This window comes from Streptomyces sp. NPDC003691 (assembly GCF_053981115.1).
In genome coordinates this window covers 1-26,290 of the sequence record NZ_JBSFNQ010000066.1, presented here as the reverse complement: position 1 = coordinate 26,290, position 26,290 = coordinate 1, and the positions used below count along the sequence as shown (strand labels likewise).

Sequence of the window (26,290 nt, the reverse complement as noted above, 5' to 3'; positions counted from 1 at the left end):
CCGTGAAATGCCGACTGCACTGCGGTTATGCTCCCGACGCATGAGCATTGAGCTGCGCCATCTCCGCTGCTTTCTGGCCATCGCCGAGGAATCCAGCATGACCAGGGCCGCGGCGAAACTGCGGATCACCCAGCCCGCGGTCTCCCGCTCGCTGGCCACCCTGGAGCGCCATCTCGGCGTACGGCTGGTGGACCGTTCGACCCACCATGTGACGCTCACCCCCGAGGGCCGGGCCTTCCGGGAGCGGGCGGCGTCCGCGGTCGGCGCCTTCGACGACGCCCTGGCCTCGGCCGGCCGGCCGGTCCGACCGCTCCGCCTCGGCCACGCCTGGGCGGCCCTCGGCGCCTGGACCACCCCGCTGCTGCGCCGCTGGAAGCACGAGCACCCCGACGTACCGCTCGAACTGCTCCGGTTCGACGACCGCACGGCCGGTCTGTCGCGCGGGGCGGTCGATGTGGCGGTGGTCCGCGGCCCGGTCGCCGCCCCGGGCCTGGTGGTCACCCCGCTGTTCAGCGAGCCCCGGGTGGCCGCGGTCACCGCGGACGGCCCGTTCGCCGCCCTCCCCGAGCTGACCCTGGCGGATCTGGCGACCGCGCCGCTGCTGGTGAACACGGTCTCCGGGGTCACCGTCCCCGAACTCTGGCCGCCCGACGCCCGCCCCGGTACGACCATCACGGTCACCAACACCGACGACTGGCTGGCGTCCATCGCGGCGGGCCGGGGCGTGGGTGTCTCGGTGGCCTCGACCGCGGAGATCCACCCGCATCCCGATGTGGTCTACCGCACGCTGCCGGAGCTGCCCATGGTCCTGGTCCGGCTGGCCCACCGCGCGCCGCCGTCCCATCCGGCGGTCCCGGACCTGGTGGCCCTGGCGGTGGAGGTGACCCGCCGCCCGCCCGCAACCGGCGCCCCCGCGACGGCCGGTGGCCCGGCGGCGGACCCCGGCGGCCACTGAGCGGCGGCCCGGTCCGGACGGTCCCGACGGCGGGCGGCCGGGGACCCGGGGCGCGGGAACGGCCGGGCCGGGAATCCCCGTGCCCGGGGGACCGGCGACAGCACGGGGCGCGTACCGGGAACCGGGCCGCCGGACCCGTGCGAAACTTCGGCCCATGCCTCTCCGCATACCCAGACTCGGCAATCTCCAGCAGCAGGGAACGCGTGCCTTCCACTCCATAGAAGGCAGCCTCACCGGTGTCAACGGCCCGGGCGTCGAGCCCGACAACGAGGCCGGGGTCATCGGCTGGGGCACGTCCTGGCGGATGCAGGGCTATCTGCTGATGGCCGAACGGACCGGCCGTCCCGAGTACGCCGAGCGGCTGGCCGGACTCATCGACGACGTGCTCCGGGCCCGGGACGACGTCCGGGGTGTCGAGGACTTCCAGGGGCGCAGCCTCCCGGTCTGGTCCACGGCGGGGAAGTTCACCGCCGCCACGGCCGTGCTGCCCGATACGGAGGGGCGCCCGGCCCTCGAAGTGACGGTCTGTCCGCCGCACGCCAAGGGTGTGAAGGTGACGGTGGCCCGGGAGGGCGACCGGCATTTCCGGCTGATCGTCTCGGGGCCGAACCGGCCCGCGGTGACCGTGTCGGAGCTGAGTCTGGACCCGGCGGACGAGCGCCGGGCGGACCGGACGGTCTACGCGGCGTACGACCAGCGCACCGGTGTCACCGCGGAGCTGGTGCCGCCGGAGCCGCCCGGCGGCACCGGGCCGCGGCGCATCCGGCCGGGGGCGTACACGGTCAAGCCGGAGCTGGTCCCGCTCGCCGCCCAGACCGGGATGATCACCTATCCGATGGCCGGGCTGGCCCGGCTGGCGCTGGAGCAGCCGGACGCCGTCCCGAAGTCCGTCCACGACCGCGTCGACGACTATCTCGACGCCGTGGAGCGGGCGATGGACGTCCACGACGAGCAGTGGCGGACCACGGACGACGGCCGCGGCTACTACTGCTGGCTGCCGGACGAGCCGGTCTCCTTCGCGGGCGCCGAGCTGCCGACCAACGAGTTCCTCGCGATGGGCCGCACGATGGTGCAGCTCGCCGTGGTGACCGGCGACTCGCTCTGGCGCGGCCGCGCCGAGGCGATGGCCAGGTCGCTGCTGGGGGACCTCACCATCACCGGCGGGGTGGCGGCCTGGCCGTACTGGCCGAGCTTCGGGCGGGTGTACTCGGGGTGGGAGGCGACCGGGTCCCGGGTGTCCGACGGCTCCGACATCCGGCCGTCGTACCGCCCGGTCACCGTCCCCGAGGATGTCACGCACGCCCTGATAGACCTCGACTTCCTCCGTCTCTACCACGATGCGCCCGGCCTCCCCGAGGTCTTCACCGAGACCCATATGCGGGCCGTGGCGCGGACCTTCACCGACCATGTGGTCGAAGGCCGCGGCCGGTCCCAGCGGATGCGCCACGACGTGGGCGGCAGCGGCCGCCGGGGTACCGACCGGGAGCAGGCGCATGTGGCGGCGTGGCTGCCGTTGCAGCGCTGGTCGAAGGAGGTGGCCGGGACGGTGCGGACCATCCAGCCGTCGCAGCCGCCGCTGCCGCTGATGGGTGTGGACACCTACTGCGCGGCGCTGCTGGCGCGCTGGGCGTAGCCGTGTGCAGTCTCCGGCGCGTCCGTACAGTCGCTCAGCTCTCCGGCCCGGTGAAGGGCTCCGCGCCCGGCCCGGGCCCGCGCCCCCCGTCGAGCCCTTCCGCCAGCGCCTCCGCCAGGTGCTTCGCCCGGCGGCCCGTCAGCTGGGCGAGCTGGGTGCGGCAGGAGTAGCCGTCCGCCAGCAGCAGGGCGTCCGGGGGCGCTTCGCGTACCGCGGGCAGCAGCCGGTCCTCCGCGCAGGCCACCGAGATCCCGTAGTGGCCCCGCTCGAAGCCGAAGCTGCCCGCGAGGCCGCAGCAGCCGCTCGCGAGTTCGCCCCGGAGCCCGGCGCGGGCGCGCAGGGAGCGGTCGGCGGCCGGGTCGAGGACGGCGTGGTGGTGGCAGTGGGTCTGCCCGGCCGCCGGGCGGTCCAGCCGGGGCGGCGCCCAGTCGGGGGCGTACTCCTCCAACGTGCCCGCGAAGGTGCGGACGGAGGCCGCGAGCCGGGCCGCCCGCGGGTCGCCTGGCAGGAGTTCGGGCAGGTCGGTGGTGAGGGCGGCCGCGCAGCTCGGCTCCAGGACGACGAGGGGTGCGGTGCCGAGGAGCGGTTCCATGGTGCGCAGGGTGCGGCGGAGTACGGTACGGGCCCGGTCGAGCTGGCCGGTGGTGAGATAGGTCAGTCCGCAGCAGACCCGGCCCGGCGGCAGGACGAGCCCGAATCCGGCGGCTGCCAGGACCCGTACGGCGGCCCGGCCGACCTCCGGTGACAGATGTTCGGTGAAGGTGTCGGGCCAGAGGACGGCGGTCTTCGGCCCGCCGCCGAGGCGGCCGCGCGCCCACCGGGTGAACGGCACCGGCGCGAGGGCGGGCAGCGGCCGTTCCGGGGTGGTTCCGGCGGCCAGTTTCGCCAGGGCGGCGAGCGGCGGGATCCGGCCGAGGGCGTTGAGTACGGGGGCGGCGGGGGCGGCCGCCCGCAGCCACTCCGGCAGCCGCCCCAGGGTGTAGTGGGTGCGGGGGCGGAGCCGGCCCGCGTAGTGGTGGTGGAGGAACTCCGCCTTGTAGGTGGCCATGTCGACGCCGACGGGGCAGTCGCTGCGGCAGCCCTTGCAGGAGAGGCAGAGGTCGAGGGCTTCGGCGACCTCCCGGGACCGCCAGCCGTCCCGGACGATCTCCCCGGCGAGCATCTCGTGGAGCAGCCGGGCCCGGCCGCGGGTGGAGTGGGCCTCCTCGCCGGTGGCCCGGTAGGAGGGGCACATCACCCCGGGGCCGGGCCCGGTGTCCCGGCATTTGGCGACGCCGACGCAGCGGCGGACGGCGGCCGTGAAGTCGCCGCCGTCCTCCGGGTAGCCGAAGGCCACGTCGACGGGCCGCCGGGGCAGGACGGCGAAGCGGAGGTCCTCGTCGAGGGGCGCGGGCCGGACCAGGATGCCCGGGTTGAGGCCGCCCGCGGGGTCCCAGAGGTCCTTGAAGCGGGCGAAGAGGGCGGTGAGTTCGGGTCCGTACATCTTCGGCAGGAGTTCGGCGCGGGCCCGGCCGTCGCCGTGTTCGCCGGAGAGGGAGCCGCCGTGGGCGACCACCAGGTCGGCGAGATCGCCGGAGAAGGCGCGGAAGGCCCGCACCCCGGCCGGGGTGACCAGGTCGAAGGAGATCCGGACATGGACGCAGCCCTCGCCGAAGTGGCCGAAGGGCGCGCCGCGGAGTCCGTACGAGGCCAGCAGGGCCCGGAAGTCGCGCAGATAGGCGCCGAGGGCGGCGGGCGGTACGGCGCAGTCCTCCCAGCCGGGCCAGGCCTCGCCGCCGCCGGGGAGCCGGGTGGCGGTCCCGGCGGCGTCCTCGCGGATCCGCCAGAGCGCCCGCATCGCGGCGGGTTCGGAGACGACGGCCGCGTCCAGCGCGCCCGCGGCCCGGACCAGTTCCCCGGCGCGGGCGGCCGCTTCGGCGGGGGTGGCGCCGCCGGTCTCGGCGAACAGCCAGGCGCGGCCGCGCGGCAGCCCGGGCCGGGCGGGCGGCGGTACGAGGTCGTCGGCCATGCCCTCGACGGTCAGCGGCCGGTGCGGCAGCAGTCCGGGGGCGGCGTCGGCGGCCGCGGTCTCGTCGGCGTATCCGAGGACGGCGAGGGCGCGGGCGGCGGGCGCCTCGACCAGCCCCACCACGGCCTCGGTGACGATGCCGAGGGTGCCCTCGCTGCCGCAGAAGGCACGGGCGGGGTCCGGGCCGTTCTCGGGGAGGAGCGCGTCGAGGGCGTATCCGGAGATCCGGCGGGGCAGTCCGGGCGGATAGCCGGTACGGAGGAGGGCGAGGTGGCCGCCGATCAGCTCGTGGACGGCGGTGAGCAGCGGCCCGGGCGGGCCCGGCACCTCACGGCCCAGGCGGAGCGCGGTACCGCCGTAGGTGAGGACGGAGAGTTCGCGGACATTGTCCGCGGTGGTGCCCCAGGCCACCGAGTGCGCCCCGCACGCATTGTTGGCGATCATGCCGCCGAGGGTGCAGCGGGCATGGGTGGAGGGGTCGGGCCCGAAGGTCAGCCCGTGCGGGCGGGCGGCGTCCCGGAGGGTGTCGAGTACGGCGCCGGGCTGGACGAGCGCGGTACGGGACCCGGGGTCGACGTCCAGGACGGCGTTCATCCGGCGGGTGAAGTCGAGGACGATTCCGGTGCCGGTGGCCTGTCCGGCGATGGAGGTCCCGGCGCCGCGGGGGACGACCGGGACGCCGTGGGCGCGGCAGACCTCCAGGGCGGCGGCGACGTCGTCCGCGTGGCGGGGGGTGACGACGCCGAGGGGGACCCGGCGGTAGTTGGAGGCGTCCATGGTGGTGAGGGCGCGGGCGGTGGCGGAGAAGTCGGCGGCGCCGGGCGGCAGCGCGGCGGCCAGACCGGCCCGGAGGGCGGCGAGCCGTTCGGGCGGTACGGCGCCGGGGGCGGCGCCGTACCCGGGAGTGCCCTTCCCCGGGCTGCGGAACCGGCCGTTCCGCCCGTCGGTTCCGGGGTCGCCGGACCCCTTCCGCGGCCGGTCGGCGCCCCCGTCCCGTTGATCGGTCATGGCTCCAGCATGCCCGCGTCGCGCACGTCACACCGGGGGGAAACCCGGGGAAACGTCCCACGTGAGGCCATTAGGGTCCTTGGACTCTTGGCAAAGGCTTGACGAAGCGCCCAAAGTGATCGCCAACTCTCCTATAGTGACGACCACTTGATCAGGAACCCTCGGCTCCAGTTCTGCCCCGGCCACCCCTCGGAAGGCAAACACTCGATGACCGGCACTGCTCCCCGCCGATGACCCGCGCCCCGCGCACGGTCGCCCCGGAGGACATCACGGCGGACTCCCTGAGGACCGCCGAGAACGCGCTGAAGATCGTCGTCGTCGGCGGCTTCGGAGTCGGCAAGACGACCATGGTCCGTTCCGTCAGCGAGATCCGTCCGCTGCACACGGAGGAGGACATGAGCCCGGCGGGCCGGCTGCTCGACGACCCCAGCCTGGTCTCCGCCCGGAAGAGCGCCACCACGGTGGCCTTCGACTTCGGGCGGATCACCATCGACGAACGCGCGATCCTCTATCTCTTCGGCGCCCCCGGCCAGGAGCGCTTCTGGTTCCTCTGGGAGCGGATGCTCTCGGGGACCATCGGCGCCGTCGTCCTGGTCGACACCCGGCGGCTGCCCGACGCCTGGTACGCCCTGGACCGGCTGGAGCACCACCGAGTGCCGTTCATCGTCGCGGTCAACGACTTCGGCGGACCGTTCCACACGGACGCGCAGATCCGCCAGGCGCTCGCCCTGGACGCCGATGTACCGATGGTGGAGTTCGACGCCCGGGACCATTCGTCCAGCAAGTACGTGCTGATCGCCCTCGTGGAACATCTTTACGACCTGGCCCTGCACCGGGAGGCCTGAGCCGGTTCCGGGGCGCCCGGTCCGTGGGCATGCCGTCTCAAGCGCCGGACCGGACCGCGGCCGTCCGGCGGTACCCGATACGCTCCGATACGTGGCTGAGATCCAGATTCCCGCTGACATCAAGCCCGCCGACGGCCGTTTCGGCGCGGGCCCGTCCAAAGTGCGGACGGAGGCGCTCGACGCCCTCGCCGCCACCGGCTCATCCCTCCTCGGCACCTCCCATCGCCAGGCCCCGGTGAAGAACCTGGTCGGCGAGGTGCGCCAGGGCGTACGCGACCTCTTCTCGCTCCCCGAGGGCTACGAGGTGGTCCTCGGCAACGGCGGCTCCACCGCCTTCTGGGACATCGCGACGCACGGACTGATCGAGAACAAGTCCCAGCACCTCTCCTTCGGCGAGTTCTCGTCGAAGTTCGCCAAGGCCGCGAAGCTGGCTCCCTGGCTGGCCGAGCCGACCGTCGTCGCCTCCGACCCGGGCACCCACCCGGAGCCGGTGGCCGAGGCCGGCGTCGACGTCTACGCCCTGACCCACAACGAGACCTCGACCGGTGTCGCCGCCCCGATCCGCCGGGTCGCGGGCGCCGACGAGGGCGCGCTGGTCCTGGTGGACGCCACCTCCGGCGCCGGCGGTCTGCCCGTCGACATCACCGAGTCCGACGTCTACTACTTCGCCCCGCAGAAGTCCTTCGCCGCCGACGGCGGACTGTGGATCGGCGTCTTCTCCCCGGCCGCCCTGGAGCGCGCGGCCCGGGTGCACGGCTCCGGGCGCCATGTGCCGGAGTTCTTCAGCCTGCCGACCGCGATCGACAACTCGCTGAAGAACCAGACGTACAACACCCCGGCACTGTCCACCCTGTTCCTCTTCAACGAGCAGCTGAAGTGGCTCAACGGGCAGGGCGGTCTCGGCTTCGCGACCGGCCGGACCGCCGCGTCGTCGCAGGCGCTGTACGGCTGGGCCGAGGCGTCGAAGTACGCCGATCCGTTCGTCGTCGACCCGGCGAAGCGCTCGCAGGTCATCGGCACCATCGACTTCGCGGACGAGATCGACGCGGCCGCGGTCGCCAAGGTGCTGCGGGCCAACGGGATCGTGGACACCGAGCCGTACCGGAAGCTGGGCCGGAACCAGCTCCGGATCGCGATGTTCCCGGCGATCGACCCGGCGGACGTCGAGGCGCTGACGGTCTGCATCGACCATGTGATCGAGCGGCTCTGAATCGAGCGGCTCTGATCCGCGCGCACCGCGCGCCGCACAGGGATACGGGGAAGGGCCCGGCGGATTGCTCCGCCGGGCCCTTCCCCGTACTCCCGTCGCCCCCGTACCCCCGTATTCCCGTCGCCCCCGTGACCCCGGTATCCGGTACCGCCGTCCCGCGTACCCCCGTATCGCGGGTGCCGGTACCGCGGGTGCCGGTACCGCGGGTGCCGGTACCGCCGGAGGTCACCGGCTGAGCTTCTGGAAGCGGCGCACCGCGAGCGGCAGGAAGACCGCCGTCAGGATCAGCGGCCAGACGAACGCCATCAGCACCGCGTTCTCCTGGATCCAGGAGCCGTCGGAGGCCACCGGGTTGCCGAACAGCTCGCGGGTCGCCCCGGCCGTGGACGAGATCGGGTTCCAGGCCGCGACCGTGCCCAGCCAGCCCGGCATCGACGAGGTCGGGACGAAGATGCTGGAGACCATCGTCAGCGGGAACGCGACCGCGTACAGCCCGCCCGCCGCCTCCTGGTTCGGGACCACGAGACCGAGCCACACCCCGATCCAGATCAGCGAGAACCGCAGCAGCACCAGCAGTCCGAACCCGCCCAGCGTGGCAAGGAATCCGCCGTCGGAGCGCCAGCCGATCAGCACCGCCGTCAGGGCGAGGATCGCCAGCTCGGCGACGGCCACGATGATGTCGGTCACGCCCCGGCCGGAGACCACGGCCGACGGGGCCATCGGCATCGAGCGGAAGCGGTCGATGACGCCCTTGGTGGAATCGGCGACCACGTTCATCGCGGTGCTCATAAAGCCGAAGGCCATCGTCATCACGAACATGCCGGGCATCAGATAGTCGCGGTAGTCGCCGCCGGGGGACTTCATCGCCCCGCCGAAGACATAGGCGTAGAGCAGCACGGAGAGGATCGGGAAGCCGAGCTGCCAGACGATGTTCACCGGCTGGCGCTGGTAGTGGGTGAGCCCGCGGCGCACCACGTTCCAGGAGTCCACCACCGCCCAGTGGAGACGGCGCTCACGGCCGTCGGCGTGGACGGTCAGATCGACCGGTCCGCTCCCTCCGGCCACCGCTGCCGCTGCCGCGGTGTCGCGGGTGCCCGGGTTCTGCACTGCGGTGTCGCTCATGCCGCCGCCTCTTCCTTTTCCTTCTTCTTGCCGCCGCTCTGCTGCTGGTCCCCGCCGGAGCCGGTCTCGGTACGGTGACCGGTCAGCCGGAGGAAGACGTCGTCGAGGCTCGGCCTGCGCAGCCCGATGTCCTCGACCGCCACGCCCTGGTCCTGGAGGGTGCGCGCCACCTCGGTGAGCGCGGCGACCCGGTCGGCGACGACCGCGTGCACCCGCAGCTCGTCGTCCTCGACCTCCGGACTCCCGGTGGCGACCCGGCCCACCGCCTGCACCGCGGCATGGAGGTCGGCCCGGTCCGCGACGACGACCTCGACCCGGACACCGCCGACGGTGCTCTTGAGCCCGTCCGGGGTGTCGTCGGCGATCGCCCGGCCGCCGTCGATGACCGTGATCCGGGCGGCCAGCTTGTCGGCCTCCTCCAGATACTGCGTGGTCAGCAGGACCGTGGTGCCCTCGGCGACCAGCTTCCGTACGGTGTCCCACACCTCCCCGCGGCTGCGCGGGTCCAGACCGGTCGTCGGCTCGTCCAGGAAGAGCACCTCCGGGCGGAGGATCATCGACGCCGCCAGGTCCAGCCTGCGGCGCATACCACCGCTGTACTCGCCCGCGCCCTTGTCCGCCGCGTCCGTGAGATCGAACTGCGCCAGCAGCTCGGCCGCCCGCAGCTTGGCCCGGCGGCCGCCGAGATGGAAGAGCCGGCCGAACATCTCCAGGTTCTGGCGGCCGGTCATCACCTCGTCCACGGCCGCGTACTGGCCGGCCAGCCCGATCCGGCGGCGGACGCCGCGCGGATCGCGCACCACGTCCACCCCGGCGACCTCGGCCCGCCCCGCGTCGAACTTCAGCAGGGTGGCCAGGGCCCGGACCGCGGTGGTCTTCCCGGCGCCGTTGGGGCCGAGGACGCCGTGCACGGTGCCCCGGCGGACGGCCAGGTCCAGCCCGTCGAGGGCGCGCTTCTCCCCGTACCTCTTGTGCAGACCCTCGGCGCGGATCGCGTACTCGCCGCGTTCACCGGGTGCGTTCACACTCATTCTTCCTCCCAGGCCGTCCCGGACTGTGGAGCGGCCACATGCCTTCTCCGACCACAACCGCGTACACTGTACCCGATTCATGGGTACACCGTACTCAGTTTTATTCGCGGTTTCTCCGGGACGGGCCGGGGACAGGCTCCGGGCAGGCCCGCGCCGGGGCCGGGAGCAGGAGGAATAGGGTGAGCCCATGACGACGGAGACGACCGGCAGCGGCGATATCGTCCGCACCCTGGAGCTCATGTGGGGTCTGGGCGACCGGCCCACCAGAGGGCCCAAGCCGGGGCTGACGCTCGACGCGATCGTGGCCAGGGCCATCGAGGTCGCGGACGCCGAGGGGCTCGCCGCGGTCTCCATGCGCCGGATCGCCTCCGAACTGGGCACCGGCACGATGTCGCTCTACCGCTATGTCCCCGGCAAGGCCGAGCTGCTCGACCTGATGCTGGACAAGGTCAGCGACCCCGGCGAGTGGGAACACGCCAAGGGCGGGGACGGGGAGCCCGACTGGCGGGCGGCCCTGATGGAGATGGCCCGCGGCTATCTCGACCTCTACGAGAAGCACCCGTGGCTGCTCCGGGTCAACCAGGCCCGTACGGTGCTGGGTCCCAGCACCATCGCCAGTCTGGAGGTGGCGCTCCGGGCGCTGCGGCCGATGCTGCTGACCGACCCCGAGCGGATCTCGGTGATCATCTCGGTGCAGAGCCTGGTCGCGGGCATCGCCCGGATGGCGGCCGACGCGGAGGAGGCGGCCGAGGCGACCGGACTGAGCCACACCGACTTCTGGGGCGTGCAGGAGCCGTTCCTGGCCACCGCGATGGAGAGCGGCAGATTCCCGCTGGTCGCGGGCCTGAGCGAGGACACGTTCACCGAGGAGTTCGACCATCTGGAGTTCGGCGTCCAGCGCCTGCTCACCGGTTTCGAAGCGCTGATGCGCGAACGCGAGGCGGCCGGCTGGCGCCCGCCGGGGGCGGGCGACGCCTGCCGCAGCAACGCGGGCGGGGCGGGGGCCCTGGCCGGCGACGGCACGCCCCGGAGCGGCGCGGCCAGGGGCAATGCGTCCGCGGGCAACTCGACCGGGCGCGACGCGGCGGCATCGGGTGCCGTGGAGCCCGCGGAGGCTGCAGAGGGCTGACGGGCCCGCCCGGGGCCCTGTCCCCACCGGGCAGCCGGGCCCGGGCGGTACTCGTCCCACCGGGCAGCCGGGCCGGTACGGGACTCCGCCCGCCGGGCCCCGTCCCCCACGGGACAAGCCTGCGCAGTGCCCCGGGGCCGCAGCACCCGCACCGCCCCCGTGCCCGAGGGGCCCGCGGGGGAACCGCGCCCCCTCCCGACCGCGCCGGAGGCGGTCAGGCTGGACGGCGGCGGAAGACGCGCTTCAGGAGCAGCAGCACCGCGAGCGCGCCCGCGCCGAGGACCACCGCGGTCGTGACGTCCACGGAACCGTCATCGCCGGAACCGCCCCCGTCCGCCGTGGCCGTACCGCCGTCCGACGACGCCTTGCCGCCGCCGGGCGCCGGGCCCGCGCCCTTGCCCGCGTCGTCGAGGTCGACCCGCCGCACCTCGGCGCCCTGCCCCTCCGAACCGAACATCAGCGCCCGGCCGTCGGCTGTGTAGGTGACGCCCTCGGACTGGCCCTGGATCGGCGCCTTGACCCGGTCGTCGGAGCCGAGCCGCCCCTCCGGCTTCCACTCGAAACCGCGGGCGGAGAAGTACGAACGGAGCACCAGCCGCTTCCCGTCGGGCGAGAACGCGCCGTCCGTCACCCACGGCACCTCCCCGATCCGCCGGAAGACGTTGGTCCCGGAGGAGCTGAGCTTCGCCGGGCCCTCGTACAGCCCGCCGCCGTCCTCGTTCTTCGAGGCGATGTACGCCCGCCCGGTCTTCGGGTGGACCATCAGCGCCTCGGCGTCGCGCGCGCCGTCCGCGTACTTCACGGTGTACTGCGTCGCCCGCACGGTGGTGTCGCCCAGCCGCGCGGGCTCCTTGAAGGCGTAGATCCACACATGCGGCCAGGTGCCGTTCCGGTTGTCGCCGATATCGCCGACGTACACCCGCCCGTCGGGACCGACGGAGACCGCCTCCATGTCGCGGGGCTTCCCGACGCCCTTCAGGGTCACCGTCGCCACGGTCTTCCCGGTACGCGAGTCGACCGCGAAGACCCGTGGTTCGTCCTGGTCGTTGTGGGTCCAGTAGATCCCCGGGTGCGCCCGGCTCGCCGCCAGCCCGCTGGACTCGGTGATGCGGTCGTCCTGGAACGAGAAGTTCGAGTCGGGCCCGTCGGCGGCGGCCGGGGCGGCGGCCGCCAGCGCGAGCACGGGCGCCAGCACAAGAGCGGCGGCGGCGGTGGCACCGGGGGCGGCGAGGGAGGCGTACGGGAACGAGCGCATGGCCCAAGCCTGCCATCCCGGCCGTAAAGCACCCGTGACTTCCGGCGGTCGGTGAACGGCCCGGGCCCGTACCGTTCACCGGCCGCCGGGCCCCGCCGGCCTCAGCCGCCACCGGAACCGAAGCCGCCACCGGTCTCAGCCGCCGGGACCGGAGCCGGAGCCGGGACCGGAGCCGGAGCCGCCCGTGTCCTCCCGTACCGACGCGTCGTGCGCGAAGAGCACCCGCCGCGGCCCGAATTCCGCCACCCGGTCCAGCCAGGGCCGGTACGGCGGCAGCGGCGGTACGGCGCCGTCCGCGGCGGCCGTCCGGGCCAGCAGCGCGGCACCGTACTCCGACGCCGTGTCGTACGCCTGCCCCGCGAGCAGTACCGGCCCGTACCCCGACGCCCCCTCCCCCGCCGGTCCGGTGTCCACCAGCAGCGACTGGTGCCCCGCGGTGTGCCCGGGGGTGTGCAGTACCCGGATCCCCGGCCAGAGCTGCTCCTCGCCGTCGATCTGCTCGTACACCGCGCCGGGGAAGCCGATCAGCTCGTCGGCGGTGTAGCCGCCGGACCGGGCGGCGGCCAGTTCGGTGCGCTGGACGACGACCGGCACCCCGGGGAAGAGCGGATTGCCGCCGCAGTGGTCGAAGTGCAGATGGCAGTTGACGATCAGCGCGATCGCGTCGGGCCGGACCCCCGCCCCGGCCAGCGCGCCGCGCGGGGACCGGCGGCGGGGCCGGTAGTGGGCCTCGGTCTCCGGACCGGCGGCCCCGATGCCGGTGTCGAACAGCAGCAGCCCGCGGGGGTGGCGGACGAGATACGCCAGTGCGGGTTCGGCCCGGGGGTACGGCAGCCCGGCCTCGGCCGCCGGGCGGATGAAGTACCCGAGGTCGAGGCGGGTGACGGTAACGGCTGCCGGGCCTCCGGGACCGGCCCCTCCCCCGTGGCCGTCATCACATCGCGGCCCGTTAGATGCATCGCGCATCATTACCCCCATGCGTTTTCTGTTCGTCGGCGATTCCATGACCATCGGACGTGCCGGCGACTACACCTGGCGCTACCGGATGTGGCAGCACCTCTCCTCCCCGTCCTTCCCCGGCGAGCACGAGATCGTCGGCCCGCGTAGCGGTCTGTACGATCCCGCCGCCGACGCCCCGGTCTCCGCGGCGTACGCCGATCCCGCGTTCCCCGCCGCCGCGCGCCGCCATCTCGCGGGCTGGGGCGAGGGCTGGCTGCACATGGCACCCGTGATCGGCGGTACGGTCGCCGCCCACCGTCCGGACGTCCTGCTGGTCTCCCTCGGCCTGATAGACCTCGGCTTCTACACGGACAGCGGACAGACGGCGGAGAACGTCCGCCGGTTCATCACCGAGGCGCGCGCCGCGGCGCCCGGGGTGCGGATGGCGCTGCTGCCGGTGATACCCAATGTCCGGGCCCGTACCGACGCCCCGTTCGCCGCCGAGTGCGACCGTTTCAACGAGCTGCTGGCGAAGGCGGTCGCGGAGCTGGACGGGCCGTCGTCGCCGCTGCTGCTGGCGTCCCGCCCGGACGGCTACACCCTGGACGCCGACACCTACGACGGCACCCATCCGGGACCGAGCGGTGAGCACCGGATCGCGGCGGCCTTCGCCACGGCGCTGCACCAGGCATGGGGGCTCGGCGGTCCCTATGTCCCGCGCCCTGTCTGAGCCGTAGGCCCGGTTCGCGCTCCCACCCCGGCGCCCTCTCCCTGCTCCGGATCCCGCCCCGCGGAATTTCCCCGCGGCGAGGCAACCTCCGGCCGCCGCCAACCCCTTCTTCCTGGTAATCCCGCACCGTCCGGTCGCGGCCCACAGCAGGATGACAGGAGCGCAGTTGAGCAGTCGGAGAAGATTCCTCGGTTCGGTGGCGGCGGGCGCGGCGGGCGCGGGCGCGCTCACCGCCGCGGGTACGGGCGCCGCGCACGCGGCCACGGCGGCGGCCCGGCCCACCGGGCCGGACGGCGAGCCCGTGTACGACGTCCCGCTGGGGATCGCCATGGAGGGCTACCGCACCGCGTGGCCCGTGCGCTTCCTGCGGCTGGTGAACCAGGGCGAGACCGTGAACATGGCGTATCTCGACATCGCCCCGGACCCGGGCGCGGCCCCCACCGGCCGGACCGTTCTCCTGCTGCACGGCAAGAACTTCGACGGCGGTGCCTGGGAGCCCGCCGCGCGCGACCTCGCGGCCGCCGGGCACCGGGTGGTCGTCCCGGACCAGGTCGGCTTCGGGCGCTCGTCGAAGCCCGCCCTCGACTACTCCTTCGGGCTGCTGGCCGCCAATACGGTCGCCCTGCTCGACCTGCTCGGCGTCGACCGGGCGGATGTCATCGGGCACTCCATGGGCGGCATGCTGGGCGTCCGGTTCGCGCTGGAGCACCCGGGCCGGACCCGGAGCCTGGTGCTGGCGAACCCGGTCGGTCTGGAGGACTACCGCGAACTGGTCCCGGCGCTGAGCACGGAGCGGCTCTTCGCCGACGAGCTGGCGAACACCAACCTCGCCGCCATCCGCGGCTTCTACCGCTCCTACGTCCCCGTGTGGCGGCGGCTCTACGAGCGGAACGTGGAGCTGCGGTACCGGATCACGCTGAGCGGCGAGTACCCGCGCTGGGCGCTGGCTTCCGCGCACACGTACCAGATGGCGTACCACCAGCCCGTGGTCCAGGACCTGCCGCGACTGCGCCTGCCGGTGCTGCTGGTCATCGGGCAGGAGGACCGGGCGGCGGTCGGCAAGTCGTACGCCACCCCGGAGAACCGGGCCAGGCTGGGCAACTTCCCGGTCCTGGGCCGGGCGGCCGCCGCGGCGATCCCGGGGGCGCGGCTGGTGGAGCTGGCCGGGGTCGGGCATCTGCCGCAGCTGGAGGCGCGGGGCCGGTTCGAGCGCGAGGTGCTCGGTTTCTTGGCCGGGTAGGCCGGTGCGGGTCCGTGCGGCCCGGCTGCCACCGGGCCGCACGAAACTCCATGGCCCGCCGACACCGCACGGACCTCCATGGCCCGCCGACCCCGCACGAGCCCCCGGGGCAGGACCTGCTCAGTCGCCCTGGAAGGTCCTCGCGTACGTCACCCGCTCCAGCCCGTAGTACTCGGCGACGCACTGCGCGGGCCAGACCCGGGTCCCGTTCCGGCTGAACGGCTCCAGCATCCGGCCGACCTTCGTCGGGGTGTAGGGCATGACCTTCTCACCCCGGGCCGCGCCCTCCCGCAGGAAGGCGTCCTGCCGGTCCCACTGCACCGCGCGGGCCCGCATATCGTCCCCGAGGGAGACCACCCCGGCGGCGAGGGAGACGGTGGTCACGGCGCAGACCGCGGCGGCGAGGCCCACCAGCAGCGGCCCGGTCCGCCGGGACGCCGCCGTACGCTCCGCCGCCCGCGCCTCGTAGCGGCCCTTCAGCCACCGGCCGAGCACCGCGCCCGCCGCGACCAGCAGGAAGGCCCAGAGCAGCAGATAGTCGTTCCAGGTGCGCTCGGTGGTGACGACCTTGGCGCCGAAGACGGGGTAGGTGATGACGGTGCAGAGGTAGCCGGAGACCAGGAACGCGGCGGCTCCCAGCCCCAGCAGGGCGCCGGGGCGGACCGGGCGCAGGATCCGGGGCGCCGTCTCGTCGCGCCGGGCGAGCAGCCCGATCAGTACGCCCGCGGCGACCGCGCCCGCGTACTGCCAGGTGGTCACCACGGTGCCGAGGATCTCGGCGAAGCCCTTCGCCGAGCCCCAGAGGGATTCGGGCGCCAGCATCGAGACGCTCTCCGCGTCGAAGCGGCTGCGGCGGTTGCGGGAGCCCGGGGAGGTCACCAGGACGATCGTCCCGACGGCGATACCGGCCATCCCGGCCAGCGCCCAGATCCGCGCGGGGCGGCGGTAGCGCTCGACCAGCAGGAGCCCGGCGAAGAGGACGACCCCGGAGAGGACGACGAGCGCGACGACGGACGCCTCTTCGGAGAGGGTGCCCATGAAGACGCCCGCGAGGACGACGGCCACCAGGGCGGCGATCCGGCCGCGCCGGCCGCGGGCCCGCAGCAGCGGAACGGCCGCGGCGGCCGCGAGTACCGGGGCGAGGGTGTGCGAGACGGAGGCGGCGGGCCAGTAGAAGGTCTTGTACGTGTTCGGGGTGGCGAACAGGAAGACCGCGGTGATCATCGCGGCGGCCAGCAGCGGCACTCCGCGCGGCAGCAGGGTCCCGGTCCGGCGCAGCAGGGTCGCCGTGACGGCCCAGAGCAGCAGGAGCATCAGGGCGCCGCTGACCGGCCCGTACCACTGGTGTCCGGCGACGGGGAACTCGGCGTAGGCGCCGACGAGGATGCCGTTGGCGACCCGGCCGTTGTCGGTGAAGTAGAAGGTGTGGACCAGGCCCCACATACCGTCCTCGCGGACGTCCGGGAGGAAGCACCACTCGTCGGCGCTGGGCCGGACATGGCGTCCGAACCACATGGCGAGGGCGAGCAGTCCGAGGGGCAGCGCGGCGAGGGCGAGCGGCCAGTACTCCGCCCACCCGTTCCGCTTTCCGGGCCCGGCGTGCTCCGGCGCGGACGCGTCCTCGGGCGGCGGGGCGGGGAGGTCGATACGGGTGGCCAAGGTCAGCGCTGCCTCTCGCGCAGCCCGGCGGCGGCCGTGGCCTTGGGGGTGGTGGGCATGGTGGTCTCGTCCGTCTCCCGGATCACGTAGTGGGGCCTGCGCTTGGACTCGTGGTAGATCCGGCCCACGTACTCGCCGATCACGCCGAGGGTGGCGATCTGGATGCCGCCGAGGCCGACCATGGCGGCGATCAGGGTGGCGTAGCCGGGTGTGTCGACGCCGCTGACCATGACGTTGACGATGATCCACACGGTGTAGGCGAGGGCGGACAGCACCAGCCAGAGGCCGGTGTGGATGGCCAGGCGCAGTGGACGGCTGTTGAAGGAGAGGAGTCCGTCGATGCCGTAGTTGAGCAGCCTGCGGCCGCCCCACTTGGAACTGCCCGCGGCGCGCTCGACGTTCTCGTAGGTGAAGGTGACGGTGTCGAAGCCGATCCACGAGAACAGGCCCTTGGAGAAGCGGTTGCTCTCGGGGAGGGTCAGCAGCGCGTTGACGGCGCGGCGGGACAGCAGCCGGAAGTCACCGGCGCCGTCGATGACTTCGACGTCCATCGCCCGGCGCACCAGCTTGTAGTAGGCCTGGCTGAAGGCGGTGCGGATCAGGCCCTCGCCGCTGCGGTCGCGCTGGGCGATCACCTGGTCGTAGCCGTGGCCGTGCAGTTCCACCATCCGCGGCACCAGCTCCGGCGGGTGCTGGAGGTCGGCGTCCATGATGACGACGGCGTCGCCCTGCGCCATGTGCAGCCCGGCGAGCATCGCGGACTCCTTGCCGAAGTTGCGGCTGAAGGAGGTGTAGCGGGCCCGGGGGTCGGTCTCGGCGAGTCTTCTCAGCCGGTCGCGGGTGCCGTCGGTGCTGCCGTCGTCGACGTAGCAGATCTCGTACGTGTCGCAGCCGGCCGCGGGGCCGCCGGGGCGGGCCGGGAAGAGGGCGGCGTCCAGCGTTTCGACGAGCTTGGTGTGGAAGGTCTCGATCACCTCGTTCTCGTTGAAACACGGAACGACGATGGAGATCTTGGGCATCGGAAAACGGCTTCTCTCGTCGGCTGTCAGGCAGTCAGAGCGTTTCCGTGGTGTCTCGGTTGGCTCCGTTGAAATGTGACGTCGGTCACAGACGTACAGCGCGGGCGCTCAGGATCGCGAGATTCGCCCTATTTCGTCAACCCGAGAACCACCCGTGCGTGCAACGGCGGGACGTGATGGCAGGTCACGGCGGCGGAGCCGGAGAGACCGGTTCGGCGGACCGCCGTGCCCCTGCGGGGGATGCCGGGCGGTGATATCCCGTGCCGATAACCCGGCACCTCCGGCCCGGACCCGGACCCGGACCCGGCCCCCGGACCCCGATCGGGGCACCCTTGCGTGGATCCCCCTCCGGCCGTCTATCTATGGGGACCATGGAGTACACACAGCTCGGACGGACCGGTCTCAAAGTCAGCAGGATCGTCCTCGGGACGATGAACTTCGGCCCCTACACCCCCGAGGCCGACAGCCACACGATCATGGACGCGGCGCTGGACGCGGGCGTCAACTTCTTCGACACCGCCAACACCTACGGCGGCCCCGGCGAGCGGGGTCTGACCGAGACCATCGTCGGGAAGTGGCTCGCACAGGGCGGCGGGCGACGGGACAAGGTCGTTCTCGCCACCAAGGTGTACGGCGCGGTCCACAACGAGGACGGGCCGGTCTGGCCCAACCACGAGAAGCTCTCCGCCTACGGCATCCGGCGCGCGGTCGAGGCGAGCCTGAAGCGCCTCGGCACCGACCACATCGACCTCTACCAGTTCCATCACATCGACCGGGCCACCCCGGTCGACGAGATCTGGCAGGCCGTCGACACCCTGATCCAGCAGGGCAAGATCCTCTACGCCGGTTCCTCCAACTTCCCCGGCTGGAAGATCGCGCAGATGAACGAGGCCGCACGGCGGCGCAGCTCGTACGGCCTGGTTAGTGAGCAGTGCCTGTACAACCTCTTCGAGCGGAGGTCGGAGCTGGAGGTGATCCCCGCGGCCCGGGAGTACGGCCTCGGCGTCATCCCCTGGTCCCCGCTGCACGGCGGGCTGCTCGGCGGACTGCTGCGCAAGGAGCGAGCGGGGCAGCTCTCCCCCCGCTACACCGGCCACGGCGCGTCACTGCTGGCCAGGCCGGGGGTACGGGAGCAGATCGGGGCCTACGAGGACCTGCTCGACAAGCACGGCCTGGAGCCCGGCGAGGTGGCCCTGGCCTGGCTGCTGACCCGCCCCGGGATCACCGGCCCGATCGTCGGCCCGCGCTCGGCCGAGCAGCTCGACAGCGCCCTGCGGGCGGCGGAGCTGACACTGAGCGAGGAGCTGCTGACGGCGCTGGACGAGCTGTTCCCGCCGGTGGGCGAAGCGCCGGAGTCGTACGCCTGGTAGCCGGGGGGCGGGGGCGGGTGCCGTAAGCCTGGTAGCCGGGGGTACGGGAGCGGGTGCCGTAAGCCTGGTAGCCGGGGGTACGGGAGCGGGTGCCGTAAGCCTGGTAGCCGGGGGTACGGGAGCGGGTGCCGTACGCCGCGGGGCGGGCGGCACCCGTAGCACCTCTCGGTGGCTATCCTCCGACGACCGACGCCACCGCGATGATGGCGAACATGAACACGAGCGCACCGGCCATGATCCGGTTCCTGGTCTTGGTTTTCACCCCACGAGACTAACCCGGCCGCTCATTTTCCCAGCGGCCAGGTGGCGAGGGTCTCGTACCAGGAGTCCTCGCCCCGGCTCGGCGGATGGCTCCTGACCAGCGAGAACTCCGCCACCCGCCAGGGCGTCCCGCTGAAGCCGTCCAGCTCCGCCGCGTACGCAGCCAGCGGAGCGGGCGGGGCGCCGCGCCGGGTCCGGGCAAGGGTGAGGTGGGGGGTGTAGCGCCGGGGCTCCTCCATCGCGACCCCGGCCCGGCGGGCGGCGGCTTCGGCCCGCTCGGCGAGCCGCCGCAGGGCCGCTATGTCGTCCGGCTCCCCGGCGGCCCCGGCCCAGAGAATCCCCTGCCCGAAGTGCCCGCCGCCACTGATCGCCAGCCGGAACGGCGTACTGCGGCGGGCGCCGCGCCGGAGCCGTTCCCGCAGCTCGGGTACGAGCCCTTCGTCCACCTCGCCGAAGAAGGCGAGGGTGTAGTGCCACCCGGCCGGCCGGGTCCACCGCAGACCGTCGGCCCCGGGGTCCGCCGTCCGCAGCCGCGCGACGGCGGCCGACAGCTCGTCGAACTGGAGCGGCGGCGGGACGACGGCGGTGAAGAGTCTCATGGGGCCTGATGCTGCCAAACCGACCGGCCGGCCGGCCCACCCGGTCCGACCGGCCCACCCGCCCGGTCCGGCGCGGGGACGCTACCCCGCCCGGGCCGGGCTCTCCGGACGCGTCACCGGGTCGCGCCCCTTGGGGACGAGGGTCAGATGCGGACGGCCCGGGCGCAGGTCCAGCTTGAGCCGGACGCCCGCCGAGCGGGCGAGGATCACCCCGACGGTGAGCGCGGCCAGCAGCGATACGGCACCGCCCGCCGCAAAGCCGATCCGGGGGCCGTAGGCGTCGGTGAGCCAGCCGACGAGCGGCGCGCCCAGCGGCGTACCGCCGACGAAGACCATCATGAACAGGCTCATCACCCGGCCGCGGACGGCGGGGTCGGTGGCCATCTGGATGCTGGCGTTGGCCGTCACGTTCACCGTGAGGCCGAACATGCCGATCGGGACGAGCAGCGCCGCGAAGATCCAGAACGAGGGGGCGAACGCGGCGACGACCTCCAGGGCGCCGAAGAGGACCGCGGCACCCACGAGTACGGAGAGCTTGGACGTGCCGCGCCGGGCGGCGAGCAGCGCGCCCGCGAGGGAGCCGACGGCCATCAAGGTGTTGAGCAGGCCGTACATCTCGGCGCCGGAACCGTAGACGTCGTGGACGAATGCGGTGAGCCAGATCGGGAAGTTGAAGCCGAAGGTGCCGATGAAACCGACGAGGACGATCGGCCAGATCAGTTCGGGGTGGGCGGAGACGTAGCGCAGGCCCTCCCGCAGCTGCCCCTTGGCGCGCGGGGCGCGGTGGGACGGGTGCAGTTCGGACCGGCGCATCAGCAGCAGGCTTGCGACGGTCGCGAGGAAGGACAGCCCGTTGAAGAGGAAGGCGTAGCCGGTGCCGACGGCGGTGATCAGCACACCGGCGACGGCCGGGCCGACGAGCCGGGCGGACTGGAAGTTGGCGGAGTTGAGGCTGACGGCGTTGGCGAGCTGGTCCGGGCCGACCATCTCGTTGACGAATATCTGCCGGGCCGGGTTGTCCACGACGGTGACCAGGCCGAGCAGGAAGGCGGTCAGATAGACGTGCCAGACCTGGACCTGTCCGGTGAGGGTCAGGACGGCGAGTCCGAGGCCGGTGGTGGCCATCGCGGACTGGGTGAAGAGCAGCAGGGCCCGCTTGGGCAGCCGGTCGGCGAGGACTCCGCCGTACAGGCCGAAGAGCAGCATCGGGAGGAACTGGAGCGCGACCGTGATGCCGACCGCGGACGCGGAGCCGGTGAGGGTGAGCACCAGCCAGTCCTGGGCGATGCGCTGCATCCAGGTACCGGTGTTGGAGACGACCTGGCCGATCGCGTAGAGCCGGTAGTTCCGGATCTTCAGCGAGCTGAACATGGTGCTGTGCGTAGGTGCGGATGCGGATGCGGGTGCGGAGTCTGCTCCGGGTCCCGTACGCAAAAGGGTTCGCCTCCTCGGCCGTCGGTTACAGGTGGGCGAGCTTCTCCAGGACGGGGGCGGCGGCGCGCAGCTTCTCCCACTCGTCTTCGTCCAGACCGTCGGCGAGCTGGGCCAGCCAGGCGTTCCGCTTGCGGCGGCTCTCTTCGAGCATGGCCTCGGCCTGCTCGGTCTGGCTGACGACCTTCTGCCGCCGGTCGTCGGGGTGCGGCTCCAGCCGGACCAGTCCCTTGGCCTCCAGCAGCGCGACGATGCGGGTCATGGACGGCGGCTGTACGTGCTCCCGCCGCGCCAGCTCCCCGGGGGTGGCCGAGCCGCAGCGGGCCAGCGTGCCGAGCACCGACATCTCGGTGGGGCTCAGCGACTCGTCGACTCGCTGGTGCTTGAGCCGTCGGCCCAGCCGCATCACGGCCGAGCGCAGCGCGTTCACCGCGGCCTGGTCGGCGTCGTCGCCGTGAGGTCCGCCGGTGTCACCATGGGACAGGTCTGACATGTTTGTTAGCATAACTCATTACTCTGTCTAAATACCAGTCGGGCGACGAGTGCACGATCCGCCCGAGGGCAAGCCCTTATCACCCGTACGAGTGATCACCGGGCAAAAGATGACGCGCCCGCGACGGCCCGGCGGCGACCCTGGCAGCATGAAATCGACGGTGCTCAGCCTGCGCATAGACGACGACCTGCTGGAACGCGTCCGCGGGCACGCGGCCAAACGCGGAATGAGCGTCCAGGACTATGTGGTCCGGACGCTCATCCGTGATGACTTCGACGAACGGTTCAAGGCGGCGGTGGAGGAGACGGAGGAGTTCTACGGGCGGGCCTGAGGCCCGCCGCGCTCCACTCCCGTCCCCGTCCCAGCCCCCGTCCCCGTCCCCGTCTGCGGGTTATCCCGCGGTGCCGCGGCGGCCGCCGCGGCGGCGCTCGCCGCCACGGGCGGAGGGGGCACCCTGAGCCGTACCGGAACCACGACCGCCGCGCCCGCCGCCGGAGGCCGCACCACCGGAACCGCGACCGGCACCGGAGGCCGTACCACCGGAACCACGGCCGCCACCGCGGCCGGAACCGGCGGCGGCACCGGAGCCACGGCCGGAACCCGCGGACGCGCCGGAACCACGGGAGCCCCGGCCGGAACCGGAAGCGGAACCAGCAACGGAACGGGAACCGGTACCGGAACCTTCGTCCCCGGCGGGGCGGGGGCGCCTGCGGCGGGAACGCTCACCGGACTCACCACCACCACCGCCGCCGCCGCGCCCGCCACGGGACGACTTCGGCGGGGTCGGCGCGGGCACCTCTATGGTGACCGCGACACCCGAGGGCTCGCGGGCCCCGGTGACCGCCGCGAGCTGCGCGTCGGTGGAGGTGACGGCGGCGGTACGGGGGCGGATGCCCGCGTGGGACATCAGCCGGGTGAACTCCCGCTTCTGCTCGGGCAGCACCAGCGTGACCACCCGGCCGGAGCCGCCGGCCCGGGCGGTGCGGCCGCCACGGTGGAGGTAGTCCTTGTGGTCGGTGGGCGGATCGACGTTCACGACCAGGTCGAGATCGTCGATATGAATGCCGCGGGCCGCGACGTTCGTCGCCACCAATGCCGTGACCTGGCCGTTCTTGAACTGGTCCAGGGTGCGGGTGCGCTGCGGCTGGGACCGGCCGCCGTGCAGGGCGGACGCCCGGACACCGACGGCCAGCAGCCGCTTGGTGAGCCGGTCGGCGGCGCGCTTGGTGTCGATGAACAGGATCACCCGGCCGTCACGGGCCGCGATGCGGGCGGTGACGGCCTTCTTGTCGGTCTCGTCCTGGATATGGAGCACATGGTGCTCCATGGTGGTCACCGCACCGGCCGACGGGTCCACGGAGTGCACCACGGGGTCGGTCAGGAACTGCTGCACCAGCTTGTCGATGTTCCGGTCCAGGGTGGCCGAGAAGAGCATCCGCTGCCCGTCCGTCCGCACCTGCCGGATCAGCTTGGTGATCTGCGGCAGGAAGCCCATGTCGGTCATCTGGTCGGCCTCGTCCAGCACCGTGATCCGGACATCGGCCAGCCGGCAGTCGCCGCGCTCGACGAGGTCGTTGAGGCGCCCGGGGGTCGCCACGACCACCTCGGCGCCGCGCCGCAGCGTACCGGCCTGCTTGTTGACGGAGAGCCCGCCGACGACGGTCGCCATCCGGAGGTTCACGGACGTCGCGTACGGCGTCAGCGCGTCCGTCACCTGCTGCGCCAGCTCCCGGGTGGGCACCAGCACCAGGGCGAGCGGCGCCTTGGGCTCGGCCCGCAGCCCGGCCGTCCTGGCGAGCATAGCCAGACCGAACGCCAGGGTCTTCCCGGACCCCGTCCGCCCCCGCCCGAGCAGATCCCGCCCGGCCAGCGAGTTCGGCAGGGTGGCGCCCTGAATGGGGAACGGCTCGGTCACTCCCTGCGCGGCGAGGGTCTTCAGCAGCGCCTCGGGCATATCGAGAGCGGCGAAGTCGTCAACGGCCGGCAACGCCGGCGTCACGGACTCGGGCAGCTTGAAATCCTTGGGCGCCGCCACTGCGGGCGGCCCCGAAGGGGCACGACGACTTGACTTCTGGGGCCTGCGGGACATGCGGTGTCCGCCTTCCTGCTTCCTGGGCACGCTGTCCCGGCGCAACGCGAAACGGGGCCCGCACCACGACGGTGCGGACCCCGTTTGAGCGGAATACGCGTCCGGTGAGTCGGACTCTGGAGGCCAAGGCCCCGTCCGGAGCTGCCGGAGACAAACGAAGCGCCTGAGGAAGATGTGGATCTCGCGTATCTGCCAGGCGCACGGGTTCATGGTTGCTACAACTACAGCCAAGAAACCCTAGCACACGCTCTTCGGCGGAGGGTGGGCGGGGACGGGGCGGAGGAGGGCCCGATATCGGCCACGGCGGGGTGGACGGCGAGCCGCCCGCCGTAGCATCGTTACGGTCTGCCACCGGCACGTTCCGTATCTGGGGGATCACTATGACGGTCGTCGGCACACGCGGGACGATTCCGGGGACGGTCTTCGTCGCCCTGCCCGACCTGCCCGGCAACCCCGAGGCGTTCGGGCTCCTCAGCGACGCGTTCACCGAGGTACGGGTGGCAAGCCGCCGGGACCGGGCACTGACCGAGCTGACCGCCCTGGGGCCCGGGGTGTCCGCTGCCGTCGTCGGAGTCAGAGAACGTATCGGCCCCGTGATCCTGGACGCGCTCCCGGGCCTGCGGGTGCTCGGTTCGGTGGGAACCGGCACCGACCACCTGGACCTGGCCGCGCTCCGGGAGCGCGGTGTGCGGGTGGTGACCACCCCGGGCGTGAACGCGGTCTCCGTGGCCGAGCACACCATGATGATGGTCCTCGCCCTCGCCAAGCGCGCTCTGTCCGGCCATCGTGCCGCCCTGACGGGCGAGGAGCGGGCCGGCATGGCCTAAGCCCCGGTGGAGCTGCGAGGCAGGCGCGCCGGCGTGCTGGGCGCCGGCGCGACGGCCCGGGCACTGCTACCGCTGCTCCGGGCCTTCGGCATGGAACCGCTGGTCTGGACGCGTACCCCCGGGGACCACCCCGATCTGCCGACGGCTTCGCTGGAAGACGTCTTCCGGCACAGCGATGTCCTGAGCGTGCACCTCCCGCTCGCCGACGGCACCCGCGGACTCATCGGCCCGCGGCTTCTCGGCCTGCTCCCGCCGGGGGCCCTGGTCGTCAATACGGCCCGCAAGGAGATCCTCGACCTCGGAGCCCTGCCTGACGTGGTCGCCGCCCGGCCCGATCTGCGGTTCGCCGTCGACGACTTCGGCCTGGCCGCCGACGGTACCGCGGCGGCACTGGGCGACACCGCGCTCCTGAGCCCTCATACCGCCGGGGTCACCGCGGAATCCCTCGCCGCCATGCAGGAGAGCGCGGTCCGCCAGACGGTCGACCTGCTGCGCTCCTGACCTGCTGCGCCGACCCCGCAACCCCGAAGCCCCCGAACCCCTGCGCCATAGAAAACGCATACCGCGAATTCGGCATTGGGCGTACGGGTACGGGTACGTACCCGTACCCTCGAAGGATGGGAAGGAGCACGATGATGTCCGATGCGAATGTCCGTATCCCCGAGGAAGCCAAGGACCGGCTCGCCGCAGTCGCCGCAGCCGAGGGGCTGTCGCTGCGCGCGTATCTGGCGCGCCTCGCCGAGACCCTGCTGACCCCGGCCGAACGGGCCGAGCGAGCGGAGCGGGCCAAGGCGGCGCTGGCCGCATGGAACGGCTACGCCCCGTCGGCGGCCGAGGAACGGGAGCTGGACGGGGAACTGGACCGGCGTCTGGCGCAGGTGACCGGCCGGTGAGCGAGATGCACATCGTCCTGGACGAGACGGCCATGACGGCGGCCGGGCAGGGCAATGTCCTCGCTTCCCGCCTTATCCACCGGGCCCACGCCGAGCCGGGCTGGTTCCTCTACGCACCCGCCTGCGCGCTGGTCGAAGCGGACCGGGCCCGACCCGGCACCGCGGAGCACCTGGCCGCGCTGCCCGGCATCACCGTTCTCGATCTGGACCTGGCCGCCGCGCTCGCCGTCGCCCGGGAGGAGACCTGGGCCGCCGCTCACAGTCGGCACGCGGCACAGCCGACCGCCGACCGGCCCGACGGGGCTGTCGTCGCCACCACCGAGCCGAAGCGGTGGAGCGGGAAACCGGTTCGCGTGCTCGACCTCACCCCCTGACCGGGTAAACGGAAGGGCCGGCCTGCGGTATCGCACCGTTCGGGCGATTACCGCAGGCCGGCCCTTCGGTCGGGCTCCGGTGGCTACTGCCAGGGTGCATTCGCCGCGGCGCAGGGCCTGGGCGGCGAGGTGGATGGCGACCAGGGAGGACGAGCAGGCGGTGTCGACGG

General features: G+C 73.0%; 24 protein-coding genes and 1 pseudogene. 13 read left to right on the top strand and 12 right to left on the bottom strand.

Annotated elements, in window-relative coordinates; genetic code table 11:
• The first annotated feature begins 40 nt into the window (after positions 1-40).
• Complete coding sequence (locus tag ACWDR0_RS25840; protein ID WP_456354154.1) at positions 41-955, top strand: LysR family transcriptional regulator; 915 nt, start codon at positions 41-43, stop codon at positions 953-955.
• Between the two features lie 154 nt (positions 956-1,109).
• Entirely contained in the window at positions 1,110-2,588 is a 1,479-nt protein-coding gene (locus ACWDR0_RS25835) for a hypothetical protein (protein ID WP_456354153.1), read from the top strand.
• Positions 2,589-2,622: 34 nt separating this feature from the next.
• On the opposite strand, the gene ACWDR0_RS25830 is transcribed toward ACWDR0_RS25835, so the two are convergent.
• Positions 2,623-5,604 (bottom strand): FAD-binding and (Fe-S)-binding domain-containing protein, encoded by a 2,982-nt coding sequence (locus ACWDR0_RS25830; RefSeq protein WP_456354152.1) that lies wholly within the window; start codon positions 5,602-5,604, stop codon positions 2,623-2,625.
• A gap of 230 nt (positions 5,605-5,834) precedes the next feature.
• Between ACWDR0_RS25830 and ACWDR0_RS25825 the strand changes: the two genes are divergently transcribed.
• Both ACWDR0_RS25825 and serC read left to right on the top strand, forming a co-directional pair.
• Entirely contained in the window at positions 5,835-6,449 is a 615-nt protein-coding gene (locus ACWDR0_RS25825) for a GTP-binding protein (protein ID WP_456354151.1), read from the top strand.
• A 91-nt stretch (positions 6,450-6,540) separates the two neighbouring features.
• Complete coding sequence (gene serC / locus ACWDR0_RS25820; RefSeq protein WP_456354150.1) at positions 6,541-7,659, top strand: phosphoserine transaminase; 1,119 nt, start codon at positions 6,541-6,543, stop codon at positions 7,657-7,659.
• A 225-nt stretch (positions 7,660-7,884) separates the two neighbouring features.
• Here serC and ACWDR0_RS25815 read toward each other — a convergent pair whose 3' ends face one another.
• Positions 7,885-8,781, bottom strand: a complete 897-nt coding sequence (locus ACWDR0_RS25815; RefSeq protein ID WP_456354149.1) for an ABC transporter permease — start codon at positions 8,779-8,781, stop codon at positions 7,885-7,887.
• On the bottom strand, positions 8,778-9,812 hold the full coding sequence (locus ACWDR0_RS25810; RefSeq protein ID WP_456354148.1) for an ATP-binding cassette domain-containing protein: 1,035 nt from the start codon (positions 9,810-9,812) through the stop codon (positions 8,778-8,780). Before ACWDR0_RS25810 ends, ACWDR0_RS25815 begins: the two co-directional genes overlap by 4 nt.
• A 187-nt stretch (positions 9,813-9,999) precedes the next feature.
• Here ACWDR0_RS25810 and ACWDR0_RS25805 point away from each other — a divergent pair, with 187 nt between their 5' ends.
• Complete coding sequence (locus ACWDR0_RS25805; RefSeq protein ID WP_456354147.1) at positions 10,000-10,941, top strand: TetR/AcrR family transcriptional regulator; 942 nt, start codon at positions 10,000-10,002, stop codon at positions 10,939-10,941.
• A 214-nt stretch (positions 10,942-11,155) separates the two neighbouring features.
• Here ACWDR0_RS25805 and ACWDR0_RS25800 read toward each other — a convergent pair whose 3' ends face one another.
• Both ACWDR0_RS25800 and ACWDR0_RS25795 read right to left on the bottom strand, forming a co-directional pair.
• The gene (locus tag ACWDR0_RS25800) at positions 11,156-12,196 is read right to left on the bottom strand and encodes a WD40 repeat domain-containing protein (RefSeq protein ID WP_456354146.1); all 1,041 of its coding nucleotides are present in this window, start codon (positions 12,194-12,196) and stop codon (positions 11,156-11,158) included.
• 135 nt (positions 12,197-12,331) lie between these two features.
• Positions 12,332-13,174, bottom strand: a complete 843-nt coding sequence (locus ACWDR0_RS25795) for an N-acyl homoserine lactonase family protein (RefSeq protein WP_456354145.1) — start codon at positions 13,172-13,174, stop codon at positions 12,332-12,334.
• Between ACWDR0_RS25795 and ACWDR0_RS25790 the strand changes: the two genes are divergently transcribed.
• Positions 13,173-13,865 (top strand): SGNH/GDSL hydrolase family protein, encoded by a 693-nt coding sequence (locus tag ACWDR0_RS25790; protein WP_456354144.1) that lies wholly within the window; start codon positions 13,173-13,175, stop codon positions 13,863-13,865. The two genes, ACWDR0_RS25795 and ACWDR0_RS25790, sit on opposite strands and share 2 nt — an antisense overlap.
• Positions 13,866-14,031: 166 nt before the next feature.
• A complete protein-coding gene (locus tag ACWDR0_RS25785; protein ID WP_456354143.1) occupies positions 14,032-15,105 on the top strand; it encodes an alpha/beta fold hydrolase in 1,074 nt (357 codons plus the stop codon).
• A 120-nt stretch (positions 15,106-15,225) separates the two neighbouring features.
• On the opposite strand, the gene ACWDR0_RS25780 is transcribed toward ACWDR0_RS25785, so the two are convergent.
• Positions 15,226-16,764: a DUF6056 family protein gene (locus ACWDR0_RS25780; RefSeq protein ID WP_456354142.1), complete on the bottom strand. Its 1,539-nt coding sequence runs from the start codon at positions 16,762-16,764 to the stop codon at positions 15,226-15,228.
• A 2-nt stretch (positions 16,765-16,766) separates the two neighbouring features.
• Positions 16,767-17,783 carry a glycosyltransferase family 2 protein gene (locus ACWDR0_RS25775; protein WP_456354141.1) on the bottom strand — a complete coding sequence of 339 codons (1,017 nt, stop codon included), beginning with the start codon at positions 17,781-17,783 and terminating at the stop codon, positions 16,767-16,769.
• Positions 17,784-18,154: 371 nt separating this feature from the next.
• On the opposite strand from ACWDR0_RS25775, the gene ACWDR0_RS25770 reads away from it, so the two are divergent.
• Positions 18,155-19,153, top strand: a complete 999-nt coding sequence (locus tag ACWDR0_RS25770; RefSeq protein WP_456354140.1) for an aldo/keto reductase — start codon at positions 18,155-18,157, stop codon at positions 19,151-19,153.
• A gap of 284 nt (positions 19,154-19,437) precedes the next feature.
• Here the strand turns inward: ACWDR0_RS25770 and thpR are convergent, their stop codons facing one another.
• The 3 genes from thpR to ACWDR0_RS25755 form a co-directional block, all read right to left on the bottom strand.
• Positions 19,438-20,013 carry an RNA 2',3'-cyclic phosphodiesterase gene (thpR, locus tag ACWDR0_RS25765; protein ID WP_456354139.1) on the bottom strand — a complete coding sequence of 192 codons (576 nt, stop codon included), beginning with the start codon at positions 20,011-20,013 and terminating at the stop codon, positions 19,438-19,440.
• 81 nt (positions 20,014-20,094) lie between these two features.
• The gene (locus tag ACWDR0_RS25760; RefSeq protein WP_456354138.1) at positions 20,095-21,447 is read right to left on the bottom strand and encodes an MFS transporter; all 1,353 of its coding nucleotides are present in this window, start codon (positions 21,445-21,447) and stop codon (positions 20,095-20,097) included.
• Between the two features lie 25 nt (positions 21,448-21,472).
• Positions 21,473-21,937 (bottom strand): MarR family winged helix-turn-helix transcriptional regulator, encoded by a 465-nt coding sequence (locus ACWDR0_RS25755; protein ID WP_456354137.1) that lies wholly within the window; start codon positions 21,935-21,937, stop codon positions 21,473-21,475.
• Between the two features lie 148 nt (positions 21,938-22,085).
• Between ACWDR0_RS25755 and ACWDR0_RS25750 the strand changes: the two genes are divergently transcribed.
• Positions 22,086-22,268, top strand: coding sequence for a ribbon-helix-helix protein, CopG family (locus ACWDR0_RS25750; protein WP_456354136.1), 183 nt, complete (start codon positions 22,086-22,088; stop codon positions 22,266-22,268).
• A 60-nt stretch (positions 22,269-22,328) separates the two neighbouring features.
• Here the strand turns inward: ACWDR0_RS25750 and ACWDR0_RS25745 are convergent, their stop codons facing one another.
• Positions 22,329-24,026, bottom strand: a complete 1,698-nt coding sequence (locus ACWDR0_RS25745; protein ID WP_456354135.1) for a DEAD/DEAH box helicase — start codon at positions 24,024-24,026, stop codon at positions 22,329-22,331.
• Between the two features lie 380 nt (positions 24,027-24,406).
• Between ACWDR0_RS25745 and ACWDR0_RS25740 the strand changes: the two genes are divergently transcribed.
• The 4 genes from ACWDR0_RS25740 to ACWDR0_RS25725 all read left to right on the top strand — a co-directional run bounded on the left by ACWDR0_RS25740 (position 24,407) and on the right by ACWDR0_RS25725 (position 26,120).
• Positions 24,407-24,853, top strand: a complete 447-nt coding sequence (locus ACWDR0_RS25740) for a hypothetical protein (RefSeq protein WP_456354134.1) — start codon at positions 24,407-24,409, stop codon at positions 24,851-24,853.
• A 6-nt stretch (positions 24,854-24,859) separates the two neighbouring features.
• Complete coding sequence (locus tag ACWDR0_RS25735; RefSeq protein WP_456354133.1) at positions 24,860-25,354, top strand: NAD(P)-dependent oxidoreductase; 495 nt, start codon at positions 24,860-24,862, stop codon at positions 25,352-25,354.
• 134 nt (positions 25,355-25,488) lie between these two features.
• On the top strand, positions 25,489-25,746 hold the full coding sequence (locus ACWDR0_RS25730; protein ID WP_456354132.1) for a hypothetical protein: 258 nt from the start codon (positions 25,489-25,491) through the stop codon (positions 25,744-25,746).
• Positions 25,747-25,751: 5 nt separating this feature from the next.
• Positions 25,752-26,120 (top strand): hypothetical protein, encoded by a 369-nt coding sequence (locus ACWDR0_RS25725; protein ID WP_456354167.1) that lies wholly within the window; start codon positions 25,752-25,754, stop codon positions 26,118-26,120.
• A 74-nt stretch (positions 26,121-26,194) separates the two neighbouring features.
• Here ACWDR0_RS25725 and ACWDR0_RS25720 read toward each other — a convergent pair.
• Positions 26,195-26,290, bottom strand: a pseudogene (locus tag ACWDR0_RS25720) (beta-ketoacyl synthase N-terminal-like domain-containing protein); the annotation flags it as partial.

Excerpts from the sequence above, each read along its gene's own strand:
- ACWDR0_RS25740 (WP_456354134.1), top strand. The coding sequence starts at position 24,407 with ATGACGGTCGTCGGCACACGCGGGACGATTCCGGGGACGGTCTTCGTC.
- ACWDR0_RS25805 (WP_456354147.1), top strand. The coding sequence starts at position 10,000 with ATGACGACGGAGACGACCGGCAGCGGCGATATCGTCCGCACCCTGGAG.
- ACWDR0_RS25840 (WP_456354154.1), top strand. The coding sequence starts at position 41 with ATGAGCATTGAGCTGCGCCATCTCCGCTGCTTTCTGGCCATCGCCGAG.
- ACWDR0_RS25830 (WP_456354152.1), bottom strand. The coding sequence starts at position 5,604 with ATGACCGATCAACGGGACGGGGGCGCCGACCGGCCGCGGAAGGGGTCC.
- ACWDR0_RS25790 (WP_456354144.1), top strand. The coding sequence starts at position 13,173 with ATGCGTTTTCTGTTCGTCGGCGATTCCATGACCATCGGACGTGCCGGC.
- ACWDR0_RS25725 (WP_456354167.1), top strand. The coding sequence starts at position 25,752 with ATGCACATCGTCCTGGACGAGACGGCCATGACGGCGGCCGGGCAGGGC.
- ACWDR0_RS25795 (WP_456354145.1), bottom strand. The coding sequence starts at position 13,174 with ATGGGGGTAATGATGCGCGATGCATCTAACGGGCCGCGATGTGATGAC.
- ACWDR0_RS25745 (WP_456354135.1), bottom strand. The coding sequence starts at position 24,026 with ATGTCCCGCAGGCCCCAGAAGTCAAGTCGTCGTGCCCCTTCGGGGCCG.
- ACWDR0_RS25825 (WP_456354151.1), top strand. The coding sequence starts at position 5,835 with ATGACCCGCGCCCCGCGCACGGTCGCCCCGGAGGACATCACGGCGGAC.
- ACWDR0_RS25835 (WP_456354153.1), top strand. The coding sequence starts at position 1,110 with ATGCCTCTCCGCATACCCAGACTCGGCAATCTCCAGCAGCAGGGAACG.
- ACWDR0_RS25755 (WP_456354137.1), bottom strand. The coding sequence starts at position 21,937 with ATGTCAGACCTGTCCCATGGTGACACCGGCGGACCTCACGGCGACGAC.
- ACWDR0_RS25800 (WP_456354146.1), bottom strand. The coding sequence starts at position 12,196 with ATGCGCTCGTTCCCGTACGCCTCCCTCGCCGCCCCCGGTGCCACCGCC.
- ACWDR0_RS25815 (WP_456354149.1), bottom strand. The coding sequence starts at position 8,781 with ATGAGCGACACCGCAGTGCAGAACCCGGGCACCCGCGACACCGCGGCA.
- ACWDR0_RS25775 (WP_456354141.1), bottom strand. The coding sequence starts at position 17,783 with ATGCCCAAGATCTCCATCGTCGTTCCGTGTTTCAACGAGAACGAGGTG.
- ACWDR0_RS25810 (WP_456354148.1), bottom strand. The coding sequence starts at position 9,812 with ATGAGTGTGAACGCACCCGGTGAACGCGGCGAGTACGCGATCCGCGCC.
- ACWDR0_RS25770 (WP_456354140.1), top strand. The coding sequence starts at position 18,155 with ATGGAGTACACACAGCTCGGACGGACCGGTCTCAAAGTCAGCAGGATC.
- thpR (WP_456354139.1), bottom strand. The coding sequence starts at position 20,013 with ATGAGACTCTTCACCGCCGTCGTCCCGCCGCCGCTCCAGTTCGACGAG.
- ACWDR0_RS25750 (WP_456354136.1), top strand. The coding sequence starts at position 22,086 with ATGAAATCGACGGTGCTCAGCCTGCGCATAGACGACGACCTGCTGGAA.
- ACWDR0_RS25730 (WP_456354132.1), top strand. The coding sequence starts at position 25,489 with ATGTCCGATGCGAATGTCCGTATCCCCGAGGAAGCCAAGGACCGGCTC.